The 14527-nt window shown below is 61.4% G+C and carries 14 protein-coding genes; 1 reads left to right on the top strand and 13 read right to left on the bottom strand.

Features of this window, described 5'->3' with window-relative positions:
* Positions 1–14 precede the first annotated feature (14 nt).
* The 8 genes from ACXAH0_RS13645 to ACXAH0_RS13680 form a co-directional block, all read right to left on the bottom strand.
* Complete coding sequence (locus tag ACXAH0_RS13645) at positions 15–1304, bottom strand: MGH1-like glycoside hydrolase domain-containing protein (protein WP_475192090.1); 1290 nt, start codon at positions 1302–1304, stop codon at positions 15–17.
* A 143-nt stretch (positions 1305–1447) separates the two neighbouring features.
* A complete protein-coding gene (locus ACXAH0_RS13650) occupies positions 1448–2692 on the bottom strand; it encodes a carbohydrate ABC transporter permease (protein ID WP_475192095.1) in 1245 nt (414 codons plus the stop codon).
* Positions 2689–3993, bottom strand: coding sequence for an ABC transporter permease subunit (locus tag ACXAH0_RS13655; protein ID WP_475179564.1), 1305 nt, complete (start codon positions 3991–3993; stop codon positions 2689–2691). The genes ACXAH0_RS13650 and ACXAH0_RS13655 overlap by 4 nt, the downstream gene beginning before the upstream one ends.
* Before the next feature lie 247 nt (positions 3994–4240).
* Positions 4241–5590, bottom strand: coding sequence for an ABC transporter substrate-binding protein (locus ACXAH0_RS13660; RefSeq protein WP_475192098.1), 1350 nt, complete (start codon positions 5588–5590; stop codon positions 4241–4243).
* 16 nt (positions 5591–5606) lie between these two features.
* Positions 5607–6698: a LacI family DNA-binding transcriptional regulator gene (locus ACXAH0_RS13665; protein ID WP_475179570.1), complete on the bottom strand. Its 1092-nt coding sequence runs from the start codon at positions 6696–6698 to the stop codon at positions 5607–5609.
* 488 nt (positions 6699–7186) lie between these two features.
* Positions 7187–8368, bottom strand: a complete 1182-nt coding sequence (locus tag ACXAH0_RS13670; protein ID WP_475192101.1) for a GAK system CofD-like protein — start codon at positions 8366–8368, stop codon at positions 7187–7189.
* Between the two features lie 11 nt (positions 8369–8379).
* Complete coding sequence (locus ACXAH0_RS13675; protein ID WP_475192104.1) at positions 8380–8727, bottom strand: hypothetical protein; 348 nt, start codon at positions 8725–8727, stop codon at positions 8380–8382.
* Entirely contained in the window at positions 8699–9955 is a 1257-nt protein-coding gene (locus ACXAH0_RS13680) for a glycerate kinase type-2 family protein (protein WP_475192108.1), read from the bottom strand. The genes ACXAH0_RS13675 and ACXAH0_RS13680 overlap by 29 nt, the downstream gene beginning before the upstream one ends.
* A gap of 221 nt (positions 9956–10176) precedes the next feature.
* Between ACXAH0_RS13680 and ACXAH0_RS13685 the strand changes: the two genes are divergently transcribed.
* Positions 10177–10563 (top strand): DUF427 domain-containing protein, encoded by a 387-nt coding sequence (locus ACXAH0_RS13685; RefSeq protein WP_475192113.1) that lies wholly within the window; start codon positions 10177–10179, stop codon positions 10561–10563.
* A gap of 14 nt (positions 10564–10577) precedes the next feature.
* Here ACXAH0_RS13685 and ACXAH0_RS13690 read toward each other — a convergent pair whose 3' ends face one another.
* Genes ACXAH0_RS13690 through ACXAH0_RS13710 form a run of 5 tightly spaced genes read right to left on the bottom strand, consistent with a single transcriptional unit; the run spans position 10578 to position 14341 of the window.
* On the bottom strand, positions 10578–10949 hold the full coding sequence (locus ACXAH0_RS13690) for a hotdog family protein (RefSeq protein WP_475192118.1): 372 nt from the start codon (positions 10947–10949) through the stop codon (positions 10578–10580).
* Complete coding sequence (locus ACXAH0_RS13695; protein WP_475179588.1) at positions 10946–11335, bottom strand: MaoC/PaaZ C-terminal domain-containing protein; 390 nt, start codon at positions 11333–11335, stop codon at positions 10946–10948. Before ACXAH0_RS13695 ends, ACXAH0_RS13690 begins: the two co-directional genes overlap by 4 nt.
* Positions 11336–11338: 3 nt before the next feature.
* Positions 11339–12892 (bottom strand): AMP-binding protein, encoded by a 1554-nt coding sequence (locus tag ACXAH0_RS13700; protein WP_475179592.1) that lies wholly within the window; start codon positions 12890–12892, stop codon positions 11339–11341.
* Positions 12893–12932: 40 nt separating this feature from the next.
* Positions 12933–13718 (bottom strand): enoyl-CoA hydratase/isomerase family protein, encoded by a 786-nt coding sequence (locus tag ACXAH0_RS13705; protein WP_475192122.1) that lies wholly within the window; start codon positions 13716–13718, stop codon positions 12933–12935.
* Entirely contained in the window at positions 13715–14341 is a 627-nt protein-coding gene (locus tag ACXAH0_RS13710) for a TetR/AcrR family transcriptional regulator (protein WP_475179599.1), read from the bottom strand. The genes ACXAH0_RS13705 and ACXAH0_RS13710 overlap by 4 nt, the downstream gene beginning before the upstream one ends.
* Between the last annotated feature and the right edge of the window lie 186 nt (positions 14342–14527).

Genomic DNA, 14527 nt, shown 5'->3' on the forward strand with positions numbered 1-14527 from the left:
TTTCTCTCCGGTCGTTAAGCAGCTTGTTCGATACGCGTTGGCGACGCCCAGGTCAGCCAGATTGCAGCGGTCCAGGAGAAGGTGCCCCCGCCCGCGCCCATGCCCGTTTCCGGGCTGAAATATTCCGCAAATCCGCTCGCGCTGATCAGAGCAGCCGTATCGGCGCGCAGCTTTTCCGCGCGCGTCCCGTCGCCCGCCTCCGCAAAGCCCCGGGCGATCATATAATTGATCATCGCCCAGACCGGCCCGCGCCAGTATCTGAGCGGCTCGTAGCTGCGATGGTCCGGATCATAGGACGGCATCAGATAGCGGACCCTTGCCGAGATCCGGTCGAAATGCGCCTGAAGCGCGCTCAGGACCGTCTCGTCGGCAAGGCCCGCATAAAGCGCCAGGAAAGAGGCGCTGGACAGGCCGTCCGTGCGTTTGCCGGTTCTGCGATCAAAGGCAACATGGGCTTTCAGATCCTCATGCCACAGGCGCTTTGATCCGGTTTCCAGACGGGCCACCCAGTCTGAGATCTCCGCGCTTTCCACGTCCTTGCCAAGCCTGTCCGCCAGCGCTTTCAGGTCCCGGCAAGCCCGCAGGAAAATGAAGGTCACCCCCGGATCCGCCACAAAGAAGGGGCAAGTACTGGCCACTTGAGCCGGGTCCCAGCCCACCTTCCGGCAGGCGGCCATGATGCTCAAATACCGGTCGTAATCTTCCTTGTGGGGCCGCATGGCCGGGTCCACATGGGAAGTGTCCTTGCGTTCATAAGGCGCGATATCGCGTATCTCGACGGCCCGCAGGGCTTCGTCCCAATCAGGCAGGTTATCCCGCCCAGATTCCCATGGGTGAATGACTGCCAGAACGCCCTCCCCTTGAGGGTCCCGGTAGGCCAGGAACCAGCGGTGCCAGGCCATCAGCTTTTCAAACAAAGCCTCCGCCCGGCCAAGGGCGGCACCTGCGGGGTCCTGCTCTACCAGATCGCGGATCACGGTTGCGGCCACCGGCGGCTGGGAATGACCGGAGCTGGGCAGCGGCCCGCCATCCGTGCCCCAGACAGACGGGCCGGGGAAATAGCTTGGATCATCCTTGCGGAACAGGATATGCGGCACCATGCCATCGCGCCACTGGCCCTCGAACAGCATCTCGATCTCGCGCCAGGCCCGGTCTGGATCAAAGGTCGCAAATCCGAGCGCAACAAAGACCGAATCCCAGTTCCACTGATAGGGATAGAGCCCCTTGGTCGGCACCGTGTAGCCGCCCTGATCATTTTCGATCAGGATCGATTTTGCTTTCATGTCCAGGTCTGTGTAGCTCACAGATTTCTCCTTGGGCCTTTGCGGCCTCTTCCAAAAAAGATCGGGTCCTGAAGCGTTGCCTTCGCAACCAAATGCCGGAAACGCTCCAACTGGATGTGTCGCTGCACGTCCGGCACAAACCGGCACGCGTGCCGGATGCCGCGCTAGCCTTTCACGCTGCCGGCCGTCAGCCCCTGTACCAGGAAGCGTTCGAACCAGAGGAAAATGACAAGAACGGGCACGGTCGCAATGACCGCGCCCGCCATGAGATGCTGACGGGGCACCTCGGAGGAATTCAGGGACACAACCCCGCGCGACAGGGTGAAAATGTCCGGATCGTCCAGGAACATGAAGGCGAACAGGAACTCGTTCCAGGCGATCATGAAGACATAGAGAGAAACGGAGGCAAGCGCGGGCAATGACAACGGCAAGGTGATTTTCAGGATCACCCCTACCCGGGAAAGCCCGTCCATCAGACCGGCTTCTTCCAGCTCTGACGGCAGCCCCCGGAAATAGCCCTGCAGCATGTAGAGCGCGACCGGAATGGTCGTGGCCGGATAGACGATCAGAAGCCCGGTCAAGGTGTTGCGCAGACCCAGCTGGGAGAAGACCGCATAAAGCGGGATCACCAGAACGATGGCCGGCACCATGTAGATCAGCAGCACCGAGCGGGCCAGCAGCGCCTGACCGGGAAAGCGCAGCCTGGAGACCGCATAGGCACCGGGCACGGAGAAAAGCAGGGTCAGCACCACGGTGGCGACGGAGACAAACGCGGAGACCAGAAGATAGCGGCCGAAATTGAACTGGGTGAACAGCTCCACATAGGAGCGGAACAGGCCGCTCACCCCTTGAGACAGGTCGATGGACAGATCCAGTGGATTCGCCAGAAGCGCCTGCTGGCTCTTCAGCGAGGTCATCACCATCACATAGAATGGCAGGGCCACGATGATGGAAAAGACGATGAACCCGATCCCCTTGGCAATGCGGATATAGACCACCTCCCGCTCATACCGGCTCATGGCGCCGAGCCGGGCGCCCGCCAGACACTGGTGATTGGCATAGGTGATCCCGGCAACAAGGGTGATCAGGGCCAGCCCCTGCCAGACCGGCACAACGCTGAGGGACAGCGAAAAAGGCGCGGCGAACGACCCGGCCATGAGGACCAGAAATACGACTGCTGCCGCCGTCCCCCAAACGGATAGGCCTGCGGCCGCCGAACTGCTGCGCCAGACCAGCACAAGGGCACCGGCGACACCGGCAAGACCGGCAGCGGTCGCCTGCGGCAAGGCCACCTCTCCCGTGATCAAGGTGAGCGTAACGGCGGTCACCACGCATCCGGTCGCCCCCCAGATAAAACCGGTGACGGCGGCCAGAAGCACGCTGCCCGGTTTGAGACCAGCCTGGCTCATAGGCCTTCCTCCTTGGGTGAAAAGCGGATGAAGAGGGTGGCGAAAGTGACCAGCACGACAAAGACCACCACCGCGACAGCCGCGCCAGCGCCCAGATTCGACAGGGCAAACCCCTGCTCATAGACATCAACAGTGAGTGTGCGCGTGCCCGCATTGCCCCCGGTCAGAAGGAAAATGTCGTCGAACTTGTTGAAGGTCCAGATGAAGCGGAGCAGGAACAGAACCGACAGGATGCCCATCAGCTGGGGCAGCGACAGATACCAGAATTGCTGCAACGGCGTTGCGCCGTCCATTTCCGCCGCCTCGTACATGTCCGTGTTGATCGACTGCATGCGCGCCAGAATGAACAGGAAGGACAGGGGGAAGTACCGCCACGCTTCAAAGGCGATCACCGTTGTCAGTGCCAGCGGGAACTCCAGCTCCAGCCCGAAAAGCGAAAAGGGAATGGACCGCTGGCCAAAGAAATTCACCGGATCGGACACCACGCCCATCTTGGTCAAGAGCGCATTGACCGTTCCGGAAAAGGGATCGAACAGCACCACCCAGGTGAAGGCGACCGCAATCACCGGGGAGACATAGGGAAACAGAAACAGACCACGCAGAACACCGCGCCCGGCAAAACTGGTGTGCAGCAACTGGGCGGCAAACAGGCCCAGGACCAGCGCCCCGCCGGTGCCGAAGATCGTATAATAGAACGTGACCCGAAGAACCGACCAGAATTCCTCTGCGCTGAAGATCCGCTGGAAGTTTTCAAGGGTGAAGTCGAAGCTGGTCAGAATGTTGTCCGCGTCCCCGCTCACCACCGGCGTGCTCGCCCGCTCCGGACGGCTGGCTGCCAGAAAGGCCGCGTCCACGGTGCCGGCCAGTTTCAGCCGTTCCCGCCATCCCGGCGCGACGGTGCCGATCCGGCAGGTCAGTGCCCGCCCGTCCAGGGCGCAAGGAGCCGGCAGGGCTGTGACCGCAAAGCCTTCCGGGATCTCATCCTGCAGGACCACATCGCGGATCTCTGCGTCCCTTGAAGAGTTGCGCAGCCGGTATTCCAGCTCCGCGCTGTCCCCAGGCGCAGCCGGACGGCCGCGCAGGCGTTCATTGACGAGCACGGTCGGCGGACGCAAATCCGCCAGCTGCACCGGTTTCACGCTGATCCAGAAATTGGCCAGCAGCGGACCGGCCACAATCATCAGGATGATGGCAAAGGTCGGCGCCAGCATCAGATAGGCCAGCCACATCTCCCGGCGCTGCATGGGGCCAACGCCTTTGGGCGGCCCTTGATTGTCGCGCTGATCGGTTTGTGCACTCATGAATCTTGCTCTGGATCCCGTTCCGGGTTGTTCTTTGGGTGTTGATTGGTCTGATCGATGGGGGCCGGCACCTGCCCGGCTCCGGCGCAGGCACACAGCCGGTCCGGAGAACAGTCCCCGCCCACGCGCCCCGTGGGCCCAGCAGAAAGGGAAAAGAGCCGGTGCACACCACATCTTCCGGCGTCATAGCCAGCCTTTTGGCATAAAACCGGCACCGCTCTGACAGAGCGGTACCGGCAGCCGAGTCTTACTGGATCTTGGCCAGTTCCTCATTGAGCTTGGCAACGGTGGCCGCCGCATCGCGCTCGTCATCGATATATTCGCGCACAAGGCGGTTGATGACCTGGCTGTTGATGATCTTGGACGCAAGCGAAAGCTGGCCTTCCTTCACCCCCCAGCGGCTGGCCGTGTCGAGACCGGCCACAATGGTCTTGATCGTTTCAAGATCATAAAGATCGGTCAGCGGCGCCTTTCGGTCGACCCCGACCGGCAGTTTCGACCAGCCTTCCACAAACGCAGACGGGTTATCAGCCGTGCCCCGGCGGATCGGGAACTTGCCCTCCGGCGCAATCGACAGGGTCGCCAGATAGCCCTCATCCATGGAGAACTCGACAAACTGCATCGCTGCCTCTGTGTCGGCGTCATTGGTGATGCCGAAATACCGGATATCCCCCCAGGCTGCGCCATCGGGGTTGGAGGGGCCGCGCAAGGTCGTCACGATGCCGGTCTTGGAGGCCAGTTCCCTGGACGCCGGGTCGTCATTGATGGTCGGGGGCGCACTGTCGCGCAGTCCGGCCAGCTCATCCAGAATGAAGGGTGACCAGATGATCATGGCCGCTTTGCCAGCAAAATAAAGTTCCCGCGACTGTTTCCAGAATAGGTCTCCCGGAGGCGATGCCTTGGCGATGGCCTTGTAGAAGTCGAGCGCCTCGATGGTTTTCTTCTCGTCCAGCGGCTTGAAGCCCTTGCCATCCACCGGGGTTACCCCGTTGGCCAGCAGCACATGCTCCAGAACCTGGCTCATGAAATTCTCGTCGATCTTTGTCGCGGCCACAAACCCGAACATCTCCGGAGGATTGTGCAGCTTTTCGACCGCGGCCAGAATGTTCTCATAGCTGTCGGGCGCGGCCAGGCCGTTTTCCTCAAACAGGTCCTTGCGGTAGACAACCATCTGGGTCCAGCCATCCACCGGCACGGAGGCATATTCGCCCTCAAAGGATGCCATGTTGACGGCACCGGGCGCGAAGGTTTCAACGCCAAGGGTCTCAATCACTTCGCTCGCTGCTTCTGTGTCCAGAATACCGGCCTCGGCCCAGGGCAGCGCATATTGCAGCGTGTGATAGATGACATCCGGCAGATCCCCGGCGGCAAAGGCGGCCGTTGCCCGCGTGCCGAGATCGGACTCCGACACCGGAATGACCTCAACCTCAATGCCGGTCTTCTCCTTGAAGGCCGCAGCCATCTCTTCCTGCTTGGCCAGCCGCTCGGGCTGTTCTTCCGTGGTCCAGAACCGAAGGGTTTCGGCCTGCGCTGCGCTCAAGCCAAGGGCGACCAGCCCCGCAAGGCCTGCGGCCAGGAATTTCGTCCTCCCAAACATTCTCAGTCTCCTTCTTTTAAGAAAGCGGCTGTTGGTTCAGCCGGTCCCGGAGCACCTGTGCGAGTGCATCCGGTGTCATGGAAGGCGCGCCATCGGAGGCGCGCCGGATCAGTTTTGCTTTTGCAAGCGCCTGAAGGTTCTGGGGCGGTTTGCCGTTCAGAACATCCACCAGCATGCGGGCAACCCGCCCGCCCGCTTCCTGCGCGCTTTGTGAAAAGGTCGTTAGCGGTGGATCAAGATATTCACCCACCGGCAGGCCGTCATAGCCGATCACCGTCACATCCGATCCGGCCCTGAGACCGAATTTGCGGCAGAATTGAACAGCCCCGATGGCCAGGGAATCGGTGGCGCATAACAGGGCGGTCGGCGGCACGGGCTGCGACAGCAGGTCCTGTGCGCCTGCCAAACCGCCCGCTTCGCTGAGGACCTGAAGGCTCTCAAGGTCCGGGTCCGGTGCGACCCCGAGCGCGGCCAGCCCCTGGCGGTAACCGTCCCGGCGCTGGCGGGCAAAATTGAGCTCCAGCGGACCGCCCAGAAACCCGATCCGCGCATGTCCGAGGCTGTAAAGATGCCGGACCCCGTCCGCAAAGGCCGTTTCATTGTCAATGTCGAACCAGGCGTAGCTGGCTGGCTCACCGGTGCGGCCATGGGCGACAAAGGGGAAATTATGGTCGCGCAGATAGGCAATGCGCGGATCATCCACTTCCGTGCGCGTGACGATAAAGCCGTCAACCTTGCGCCGCGCGATCAGCCGTTTGAGGGTCGCAATCATGTGATCACGCGAATGGGCCGTGGTCACCAGAAGATCGAGCCCCAGTTCGTCCAGCGCCCGGGCAATGCCATCGATGAACTCGGCCAGAAACGGATCCGCGCCGTTGCCATGACCCACCGGGATCACGATGCCAAGTGTGTCCTGGCGCCCCCGCTTCAAGTTGCGCGCAGTTGCCGACGGCTGGTAGCCGAGATCCTGCACCGCCTTCAAAATGCGCTTGCGGGTCCCTTCGGAAATGTCGGTGTAGTTGTTGAGGACGCGCGACACCGTTCCCTTGGCCACGCCCACATGGCGTGCCACGTCGTCAATGGTCACGGACCCTCTTGCGCGCGACATGCATCCTCCCGATGGGCCTCAAGCCCGGTTCCGGGCCTGCTCCCGATGGGACACGGGGCGGCCTCTGATTAATTTTAAGTGTTCCAAAACCGGTTTCGGAAGTCAACAAAATCGGTTTTGTAAACGAAAAAACTTTTTTCGCAGTGCGGCAACCCTCTGAATTCGCGGCAAAACATATCTGGAAACCGTTTCGGGACCCCAAGCTGTAAGCGCGCTTTTCAAGCACCCCGCCCCCGGATCTCCGTTTCGCCGCATCCTGCACGACGAAGCGGTCGACTCTGGTAAAGTGTCTGAAACTCAGCCAGGAGTTCCATACCGTCCCGGCCCTCAGCCGGGACCCTTCTACCCATCTGAACAAGACCCCGCGCTCTGTTGCAGCGGCAGGGGTCCCGGCTCAGGGCCGGTACGGCGCGGGGGTATACGTGCTCGCAGAGCCGCGTTCCAACGCCAGCCATGAAACAAAAGAGACCAACTCTCCCCTGCCCGCATCACGCGAGCGACACCAGCGCCTCACACAGCGGAATGGGATCATAGAAAGGCGCCGAGTGTTTGCTCACCAGATCCAGCCTTAAGACCGTGATCCCCCGGGCGCTGATCTCAGCGGTCGCGCCTTCCGGCACACTTGCATCGACTATGACAAAATTGAGCAGCCGGTGAACCGGACAATCGGCTCCGGCGTCCCGGTGCAGATAGGTCAACAGCGTGTGGACCTTGTCGGCCAGCGTGAGGCCGCCCGCTTCCGGGTCCTCTCCGAGGCTCGGCACATAGATTTTCGGCACCGTGCGGGCCGCAACGGACCGTCCCACGCCCTCGGGGAGAAGATTGGCCATCAGGCTGGTGTAAAAGCTGCCCGGGGCATAGCAGACCAGATCGGCAGACTGGATCAGCGAGCGGTTGCGCTCCGGAAAGCGGGAGGTCGCCGGGTCTTTCACCTTCAGGCCGTGATTCAAAAAGAAATCCTTGATCGGCGAGCGCAGCGCCGGATGTTCCTTGCCGGTCAGAAGATGCTGGCCGATCACCACCTCGCCATTGGCAAGCTCCGCCCCCAGATGGAGATTGTCGTCGGTCACCGCCCGCACGGTGCCCTGCACCCCCACGAGCTTGGACACCAGGAAGATGATCGGCTCCAACTGCTGGTTCTGGTTGAGATAGCCCCCAGCCAGAATGAGATTGCCGATGCTTGCCCCGCGGAGATCAAACCCCTTCGGGCAGGCCGCCCGGAACATGCCGAGCTGGTTCTGGATCAGAATGCGCATCGGCTGGTCGATAGGCTCCACCAGCGCATGGGTGCCGGCAATCATCGCATCCAGTTCTCCGCCCAGATCCTCTGGCCGCGCGGATTTGGCAAAGCGGTGCGTGAACAGGCGGAACACATCCGGATGGCCCAGCACCGTCTCATCGGCCAGCGCCATCAGACGGCTACGCAGATCACCGATGGCAGGCATGTTGAAGGCCAGGCGCAGGCCTTGGGAACTGCCGCCGGAATCAAACGGTGTCACCAGATGGATGGAATTATGGGTGTAGCGTTTAAGACATTGCGACACCCCGTTGAGCGCCGAACCGCCACTGAAAAACAACAGACGCGGCCCCAGCTTGGGGTTGGATTGAAACCGCTCGATCCGGAATGGGTCGGGCATGCGCACGGCGCGTGTGATCGTGACTTCGGACATTGCCTCTTCCGCTAGACCTTTTCAAGCTGCACCGGCGTCCCCCGGTCTGGCTGTGATGCCGCCGGAGCGTTTCCTTTAGCACCACTCTTCTGACAATCGTCTCTCCCGCATGCGGACGCAAAACCGGAAACCACTTTTGCTGGAAGTGCGCTCTCTTTGTCGGTCACACTTCCGGACACAAAACCGGCAACCACTTTTGCTGGAAGTGCGCTCTCTTTGCCGGTCACACTTCCGGACGCAAAACCGGCAACCACTTTTGCTGGAAGTGCTCTCTCTTTGTCGGTCACACTTCCGGACACAAAACCGGCAACCACTTTTGCTGGAAGTGCTCTATGAAATCCATATGGCACGGAAATCATTTACATTTGTCAATGTCGGTCCTGTGACGACCTGATCCCCGATCCGCTCAAAAAACGTATGGGCGTCATTCTTTTCCAGCGCGGCCGCAGCCGGGATGCCTGCCGCCTGCGCCTTTTCAAGGGTGTCCGGCCCGATCCTGGCACCGGCCACTTCAGCGGCCCCATCCACGCCGTCCGTATCGCAGGCGATGGCGTGAATACCCGCCGCGCCGTTCAGGGCCAGCGCCAGGGCAAGCGCATATTCCGCATTCGGCCCGCCAACGCCCGAACCGGTGCGGGTCACAGTCAACTCGCCGCCGGAAAGCAACACCAGGGGGCGGTCCTTGCCCTTCCTGCTGGTCTGCCGGGCAAGGGCAAGCGCCGCATGCTCGCGGGCCACGTCCCGCGCCTCGCCTTCCAGCGCATCACCGAGGATCTCCACGTCACAGCCCGCCGCCCCGGCCCGCGCCCATGCCGCCTCCAACGACTGGGACGGGGCTGCAAAAATCGTATTGGTCACCCGGGACAACCTTGCGTCATCAGGCGGCAACACCGCGGTCGGTCCCGCCAGAACCGCCGAAACGGAGGCCGGCACGCTGAGACCCCAGCGCTCCAGGATCGCGGCAGCCTCTGACGCTGTGCTGCGGTCGCCCACCGTCGGCCCGGAGCCAATCTCCGCCGGATCGTCCCCCGGCACATCGGACAGAAGCAGCGCCAGCATGGAAGCCGGGGCGCAGGCCGCAGCCAGTTGGCCGCCCTTGACGGCGCTCAGGTGTTTGCGGACCAAATTCATCTGTCCAATGGGCGCTCCGGACGCCAAAAGGCTCTGATTGACCGCCTGTTTTTCCGCCAGGGTGATGGCCCCGGCCGGAGCCGTCAGCAGTGCCGATGCCCCCCCTGAAATCAGCGCCAGCACAAAGTCGCCGTCCCCCAGTCCCTCCAGCAGGGCCAGCATCCGGCGCGTTGCCTGCAATCCTGCCTCATCCGGCACCGGATGGGCCGCTTCGACAATCTCAATCCCCTCACAAGGGCGCCCATAGCCATAGCGGGTGATAACCAGCCCCTCGCACGGGCCCCAGGCCGCCTCCACCGCCTCCGCCATGCGGGCCGAGGCCTTGCCTGCCCCGATCACCACACAGCGGCCGGCCGGTTTTTCCGGCAGAAAGGCCGACAGGCTTTGCATCGGGTCCGCGACCTCCACTGCCTTTGAAAACAGGTGGGACAGGAGGTCGGCCGGCTGCATGGTCATCTGGGTCTCACTTCTTCCGTTTGGACAGGTTTGATTTGTTTGAGCCGGGTTCGGCAGACTTTTCAAGCCTCAATCGAACACCTTGCGGTCGCGAGGTGCCTGAAACAGGGCCGGTGCGTCTCAAAATCCCTTTGCAAAAACAGCCCGTGCCCTTGCGGTCTGCCGCCCGCCACCACATGTCTTTTGCTGTCCAAAAGGAATACCCCCATTGGAGACCGGCGATGAACGCTGCCCTTCCCGCTTTTGACGGCGCCATCCGCAACCCGAACGACCCGGGCCACCTGATGGTGATAAAGCCGGTTCCGCGCCGCATCCGCGTCCGGGCTGGCGGAACGCTTCTGGCAGACAGCCGGACCGCGCTCCGGGTCCTGGAAATCGGAAAATCCGTCTATGACCCGGTGTTCTATCTGCCTGAGGCAGATTGCCTCGGCAGTCTGACCCCTCTCGACAGAACCACCTTTTGTCCGATCAAGGGCACTGCAGGGTATCTTGCGTTTGAAGGCCGGGAAATCGGCTGGGTCTACCGCGAGCCTGTTCCCGCAAGCCGCCTTCTCAGGGATCATGTGGCGTTCTGGCCCGAAAAGACCGCCGTGACCGAAGGGGATTGACGTTTGGGCCGGACTCAGCCCTTGCCCACATCTTCCACATAGACAAGGGCCCGGCCCTGGCAGATCACCGTTCCGTCTGCGGCAACACACCGGGTTTCCAGATCGGCCAGATGTTTTTCCGGCCGCAGCCGGGTGATGGTCACCGTGGCGCTCAGCTCTTGCCCGACCGGCGCAGGCGCCAGAAACTCCAGGCTTTGCTTTAAGTAATTCGTGCCCCGGCCAGGCAGATCCACCCCCAGAAGATAGGAGAACAGGCCGCCTATCAACGGCCCCGGAACGGTCGCAGGAATGGCCTCAGGATTGCCGGACAAACGGGCGAAGTCGCACATATCCTGATCCGTATAGCTGCGGGTGAGGCCCGCTGTTTGCCCTAGTTCCAGCGTCATGCGGCCTCTCCAAGATCACAGACCCCCGACAGGGTCACCGCGCCGTCTTGCGTGCGCGTCACCTCGATGATGATCCGGCCCGGCAGGTCCGCAGCTTCTTTGAACGAAAGGGTCAGTTCCTCTTGCGCATAGGCGGGATTGGGAAACATCAGGCTTTGCAGCGTGTGTGTCCGGCCCGGATACAGCGCCATGAGATGGCCAAAGACCCGCGTATAAAGCAGCATGCCGTGGGAGACGGTGCGCCCGAACCGGGTGCGGGCGGAAAACTCCGGATCCACATGGATCGGATTGTCATCCCCTGAAAGGCGCGCAAAAGCATCGAAATCCGCCTGGGCAGGTGTCCAGGTGAAAGTAGCCCCGCACGGGGCGTCAGCGGCGGCGGTCATGGTCTAAGCGGTCTCCGGTTGAAAAGCGGTGTCAGGCAAAGCCTCAAACGTGTCCTTCAGAATGTTCTTGCGGACCTTGCCAGCGGCGGTGCGCGGCATGTCTTCCACAATGGTGAACCTTTTCGGGATCTTGTAGGGCGCAAGCTGGCTGCGGCACCAGCCGCCAAGTGTGCTTGTGTCCAGGTTCTCGCCCCGGCGCAGGATCACAAAGGCCACTCCGGACTCCCCCCATTTGGCATCTGCAACGCCGACCACGGCCGCTTCCTGAACCGCCGGATGGCTGACCAGAACCTTTTCCACTTCCGCCGGATAGACGTTCTCGCCGCCGGAAATATACATGTCCTTGATCCGGTCGATGATGAAAAAATACCCGTCCTCATCGCGCCGCGCGACATCGCCGGATGTCAGCCAGCCATCCGTCGTGAACGCGGCGTCCGTTGCCTCCCGGTTGTCCATATAGCCGGGCGTGATGTTGGGGCCGCGGAACTGAACCTCGCCTTCCCCCGCCCCAGCAACAACAGCGCCCTCACGATCAACCAGCCGCACATCGGTCAGGATTTGCGCTTTGCCGACAGAGCCAATCTTTGCGTCCGCATGAGCCTTGTCCATCAGGAACACCGTCGGGCCGGTCTCTGTCATGCCCATACCATTGCAGATGGTGACACCCCGCGTTTGAAAGGCCCTCAGAAGATGCTCGGGCACCGGCGCCCCACCGCAGCCAAGCGACTTCACGGCGCTGAAATCGATGCTGGCGATCCGCGGCGACGTTTCCAGGGCCTGATAGATGGCAGGCACACCAAAGAAAGCCGTCACATCGCCCTGATCCATCAGGGAGAGCACCGTTTCCGGATCGAATTTGCGCAAAACCGCTGACTGGCCGCCATTGAGAAAAATCGGCAAGGTCGGAAGGTTGATTCCAGCTGTGTGAAAGAGCGGCAGAAAATTGACACCCTTTTCCCCGATACTGAGCCCGGTCGCCTGACAATAATTGATCATATTGGCATAGGCCATTGCGCCCGTCTGGATCACCGCCTTGGGCAATCCGGTCGTGCCGGAGGTGAACAGGAGATACCAAGGGTCCTGCGCCCTGATCCGGCCGCCGCCAACCGGCCCGTAACCGGCCTCTGCCAGAAGAGGATCCAGAAGGCTGGCGGAACCGTCCCCCGCTCCAATTGGCAACACCTCCAAACCAGCCCTTGAAGCAAGCGCACGCGCAGGTGCGGCAAAAGCCTCATCGGCAAACAGAAGCCTCGCCTTTGAAGCCTCCAGAACCGGCTGCAACTCGGCCACCGGCTGACGCCAGTTGAGCGGCACCAGCAGGATGCCGGTCTTCTGAGCAGCAAACAGAGCGACAAAAAAATCAGGGTGATTGTGGCACAGAACCGCCACCCGGCAGCCCCGTTCAAGGCCCCGGCTCAGGAGAATGCGGCCAAGCCTTGAGGCCCGGTCATTGATCTCGGCGAAAGTGAAAGACCGGCCGCTGCCGTGATCCAGAAAGGCGATGGCCTCCGGCGTCAGCTCCGCCCGTTTTGCAGCCATATCCGTCAAAAACTCCATGTGTCCTCCCAGCACCTGGTCTTCCTTGGCCGCGAACGCCTCAGGCCCTTTTTTGTGTGAAAACCTTCATCCCGGCCAGCGTCTGCGGCAGGGTGATCAGCTCCAGAAACCGGGCCTTTTCCTGGTCCAGCCGCGTGCGGACCTCGGCGATGCGGTGCGCATCCCAAACCCCAGATCGCGTAGCCCGGTGCGTAAGCGCAGACTGGGCCGAGATCAGCCCGGTCCATCGGTCCATCTGCGCCTCCAGTTCAGAGCGCGGCCGAATGGCACTGGCCAGTCCCAGATCAAGCGCTTCGTGCGCTGAAATCCGCGTGTTCAGATACTGGATTTCAAGCGCCTTTGCGGTTCCCACCCGGTCAGGCAACAGTGCGGTCCATCCGCCGTCGGGCCCGAAACCGACCGTGCCATAATAGGGCTGCACAAAGGCCGTCTCGCTCATGGCCACCATGTCGGCCGCCAGCATAAGCCCGGTAGAACCACCAGTGACCGGACCGTTGACCGCCCCCAGCACTGGTACCGGAAACGACAACAGCCGCAGGATCACATCGTGAAGCGCATCAACCAGCTGATCCGCATAGGCGTGAAGGGCCGCCAGCGAGCCGGACTTGTCCAGAAACCCGGAAATATCGCCGCCGGTTGAAAAGCTTGCGCCGCGTCCCGAAAGCACAAGGACGGATGGTCCCGCCTCTTCAGCCGCGTCAAGCGCCGCCGTCAAACCGGACAACAGGTCTGGCACAAGCGCATTGTGGCGTTCCGGACGGTTTAGCCAGATCCAGAAAGCGCCGTTGCGGCGCTCCGTCTCGACAAGACCGCGCAGGCTCTTCACGGTTTGAGCCCGTTTTCGATCAGGTCATAGGCGCTGTCCAAAAGATCGGGGATCGATGTTTTGGTTTCAAACACCACCAGCTGCTCACCCAGCGCCCGGGCAATGCCCATCAGCGCCCAGGCCCGGATATCCGCCTCGCCAGCAGAAATCTGGCCGGCGCTCTCAGCCACCCGCAAGCCTTTGCGGTAACCCTTGGCAAAGGCTGTGTAATATTCCCGGTAAGCGTGCGGATCGACAAAGAGGGCCTCCTGGACAATCCGGTAGAGGTCCGGATGCGCCTGAACGAATTCCAGAAAGGCCCGCAAACCGGCCTTTTCCGCATCCAGCCTGTCCTTGAGGCCGGATGTCGCCTCGGCAATGGAATGACGCACCAACCGTCCCATTTCCAGAACCAGTTCGGAAAAAACATCTTCCTTCGTTTTGAAATAGATGTAGAACGTTCCCTGCGCGACACCGGCTTCGCTGGTGATCTGTCCAATGGAGGCATCATTGTAGCCATTGGCCCCGATCACACGCTCGGCAGCCCCAAGAATCGCCTTTTTGGTCGCTTCACCTCGTGCCGTTTTCGGCTGGTTGGAAACTACCTTGGGCGGCATGTCTGCATCTTTGGCCGGTTTGGTCACCTTAAGCCCCTGAATTTTGAAACATGAACGAGTATTCATGTTTACATTGCGAAAGCAATACCTATCTTTAACGAAATAGAATCATTCTAAAATCGTCGCTTCACATCTGCAGAAGGATCTGACGGACCATATGGGCGAAACCGGACAATTGGCACGGGCCGCCAACTCTATGACTTTTAGACGCAT

Source organism: Roseibium sp. AWQ4_290 (assembly GCF_056160985.1).